Source organism: Candidatus Stygibacter australis, assembly GCA_030765845.1.
GTDB lineage: Bacteria > Cloacimonadota > Cloacimonadia > Cloacimonadales > TCS61 > Stygibacter > Stygibacter australis.
The window spans coordinates 1-3944 of sequence record JAVCDJ010000140.1; the positions used below are offsets into that span (position 1 = coordinate 1).

Genomic DNA, 3944 nt, shown 5'->3' on the forward strand with positions numbered 1-3944 from the left:
GTAATCCCCTGGCGATGCTCCTTAATAAACCACTGGTCATAGCTGATACAGAGCATAAATGGCAAACCTGGATCGGCACTGATGAATCCGGGAAAGGTGATTTCTTCGGTCCACTCATAACTGCCGGGTTTTATGGAAACCGTAAAATATTACCATACTTGCAGCAGATAGGTGTGAAAGACAGCAAAAAAATGAATGATACTGAAATTGAAGCCGTGGGTAAACGCCTTTATGCTGCCTATTTCGATCAGATAAAAGCCATCACACTATTACCTGCAAAATATAATGAGCGCTATGCCGATCTAAAACAAAAAGGCAAAAACTTGAATGACTTGCTTGCCTGGATGCACTCCCGTATCATTGTTGATCTTGATCAGAAATATCATCCTGAAGGTGCATTCATTGATAAATTTACCACTGACGGCAGGATGAGGGCATCACTTAAAGAAATGAAAGCTATCAATTTTATTGCTCAAACCAAAGCTGAAAGTGATTTATTTGTCGCTGCTGCTTCCATAATCGCCCGTTTCCATTTCAACCGCTGGTTCAAGCGCGTTTCTGAGGAACTGGATTTCAAATTACCACGTGGAGCTGGAAGTCATGTGGATGTCGCTGCTCAGCAACTGGCGGATAAGATTGGCAAAAAGAGTATGTTCAATTATGTAAAAACCCATTTCACAAATTATGATAAAATTAAATAGAGGATGTTATAATGCTGCATAAATTCAAAGACTGGTCACCCAAACTGGCAAAAGGTGTCTGGATAGCTGATTCTGCGGAAGTTATCGGCAGAGTGGAACTCGGTGAAGATGTATCGATCTGGTTTGGAGCAGTTCTAAGAGGTGATATTCATTATATCAAAGTTGGAAAAGGATCAAATATTCAGGATCTGGCTGTAGTTCATGTAACGCATTACACAAAGCCAGATATGTCGGACGGATTTCCCACAATCATTGGAAACTACGTGACAGTGGGGCATAAAGCTATGCTGCATGGTTGCACGATAGAAGATTATTCCCTGATCGGGATGAATGCCACTATCCTTGACGGTGCTGTTATTGGCTCAGAGTCTATTGTAGGTGCCGGCTCAGTTGTCACTATGGGTAAGAAATTCCCGCCCCGCAGCATGATAATAGGAACTCCTGCAAAAGTTGTCCGGCAGTTGACTGATGCTGAAGTTGCCGACCTGCATCATCACAGTGAACTATATGTTAAATTCAAAGATGGTTTTCTTAATTCTTGAAGGGTGAAGAGTGAATAGTGAACAGTGAAGAGTGAAGAGTGAAGAGATGGGAGAAAAATCTTGAATAATAAGTAGGAATGAAAACATTGGCAATATATGGTAAATATACGCGAAGGATAATAAAATATATGGATAAGATTGAGGATAAGGTAATATAATGCTGAAACTTAAGATAATAGGGTTGATATTGCTGCTGGCAGGGATTTTGCTATGTGTGCCGATAGCCTGGGTGGAGGATCTGCCGATTGAGGGCGCAGAATTTCAGGAGAAGATGTCGGAACTTCCTGACAGTCTTGATCTGGTGACGAGACGTCAGCAGGCTATGGATAATATGATCGAGGAGAAGCTACTACTGCTATATGGCAGGGAGCAGAGGATAGAAGTGAGTGAAGAGGAAACTGAAGCATTATTTATCAATGCTTTTTCTGATCATGAGATGTTTATGACAGAGGGAAAGTTTGATAACGGAAAATTTAATGAACATAAGGAAAGCCCACGGATACAGGAGATACTGGCAGAGATGCATGAAGATATTCTGATAGAAAAGACCAGGGCATTAGTGATGCGGAGTCTTGAGCAATCCGATGATGAACTGCTGGAACGATATTTTTTGGAAAACGTGAGAATAGATGTTAGTTATGCTCAGTTTGATCTATCTGATGTGAGTATTTCTCCGCAGCTTACAGCAGGTGGGGCCCGTAAATATTTTATGGATCATCGCAATAGATATATGGAAGAGCCGGTGGTTAAGCTGGGTTTAACCAAGATCCCCTTTGCTGATTTTCGCAGGATAGCAGAAGAGAATGTAGCAAAGCAGATCCAGGAAATTACAGTTTTTGAGTTGCTGTCGGAATATGCTGAAGGTGATAGTGTGGATATGGAGGAATTACAGCTTCAGGCTGATGCAATCAATCAGGAAATGAGAGAGAAAGCAATAATTGAGGAAGAACATCGTTTGGCATGGGAAGAATCCCAAATGGTGAAAAGATATCTTGAGCGAGATCTGCCGATAAGATATCCAAAGATCACCACGGGATTTGTGAAATCTACTGGAGCAACCGGGCAAATTCCTAAACAGATTATCAGACAGGGTCTGGAGATGCAGTGGGGTGAAGTAAGTGCACCACGGGAGATGTCAGACGGGTTATTGATCACCTGGTTAATTGAGAAGAAAAGATCTGCTGAGGTAGAGCTTGAAGATGTGAAACAAAGGGTGTGGCAGGATTATATCCGGGATCTGGATTTTCAGGAAAATGCGGAGGAATTCAGGCGATATTTTTATGATCATCTGGATGATTATAAAGTTCCAGCTCTAATAGTAAACAGAGTGGATCTCACAGAGCGAGCCTACGGTCGGAATTGGCCTATGACTAAGGATAAGCAGAAGATAGTCAGTGAGTTAGAGAAATACCTATTCAACGAGGATTACTTAGCCTGGGTAGCAGAAGATAATGGATTGAAATGCGTGAAACAGACTATTTATATGGAGAAATATGGTTTCAAGGATGAAATTGACCAGCAGATAACGGAAATGGTAAAATCTGGGACGGTATATGGAGTGGCATCGGGCGATGGGATCGAATCCTTTTTTGTGGTGAGTTCCATTTATCCCAGATATATACCTGAATTTGATGATCTTCTGGAATTGGGGTATTTTATTACTGCAGCTGATAACGAATCTGATGAGCAGGTAATTGAGGAATATTATCAAAGGAATCAGAAAGACCTTACTACCAGAGATAGTGTGTCTCTGACTGGAGTGGTTTATAAGCTGGAACCTGACAGTGTGAGCGTGGATAGCCTGGAAATTGAAGAATATTATCAGCGCAATCTGGGTAAATATTTTCATGAAGATGCTGTGGATTGCAGTTTCCTGGTATGTCTGGACCGTGAGAGAGCAGAACTTGCATATAATTATCTGCGTCAGGGAGTTGAATATAACCTGGTGAAATGGTGTTTTTCAGATACCAGTTATTTTTTCAAGGATGGGATGATAGAATATCAGTCTTTGCCGGAAGAAGTGCAGAAGGTGATCCGTAATATGCCGGAGCGCATGTATAGCGCACCATTGAAGACGGATATAGGCTGGCTGATAATCGGGAAAAACCAGGCTAAACCAGCAGGATATAATTCACTTGAAGAGGTGAAGGATCAGATTGAAAGTGAGCTTAAGTTTTACAAAGCAGATTCTCTGGCATATAACAAGGCAAAGGCAGTATTTGATTCTACGTCTTCGTTTAATGATTGTGCCAGATATGCAGAACCCGAAAATATTTTCAAGACACCATATCAGGAATTTGAACAAGATTTTCCCGGGTTAGGAAACCTGGCGAAATATAGATCAGCTTTGATGAGATTGTATTGGAATGAGAAACTTACCCAACTTGTAAAAGTTGATAATGGATACGCTGTGCTTTTTATGCGGAAGAAGAAAGCGGCTAAGCAATTAACCTATTCGGAAGCGAAATCCAAGATCAAAGAGATATTTGCCTCTGAAAATGAGTTGGAAAAAGGGAAGACATATATTCGCTCGATAATTACTGACCTGAAAAATGGAGCTGAAGCAGATTCTCTGCTCTATTTCCTGGGTGGGATACATAGGGAAATGAATCTGGGTCTGAACAGCGATATTCCCGGTTTTGAGCAAAGTCAGATATTGATCCAGGATATGACAAATCATGAAGCGGGATATTACAGTCCG

At 41.3% G+C, this 3944-nt stretch carries 3 protein-coding genes; all 3 read left to right on the top strand.

All coding sequences use genetic code 11. The annotated features are described in order from the left end of the window. A partial coding sequence (locus tag RAO94_07055; protein ID MDP8322090.1) for a ribonuclease HIII occupies positions 1-701 on the top strand: 701 nt, incomplete at its 5' end. 11 nt (positions 702-712) lie between these two features. After that, positions 713-1243, top strand: a complete 531-nt coding sequence (locus RAO94_07060) for a gamma carbonic anhydrase family protein (protein MDP8322091.1) — start codon at positions 713-715, stop codon at positions 1241-1243. Between the two features lie 157 nt (positions 1244-1400). Beyond that, a partial coding sequence (locus RAO94_07065) for a peptidylprolyl isomerase (GenBank protein ID MDP8322092.1) occupies positions 1401-3944 on the top strand: 2544 nt, incomplete at its 3' end.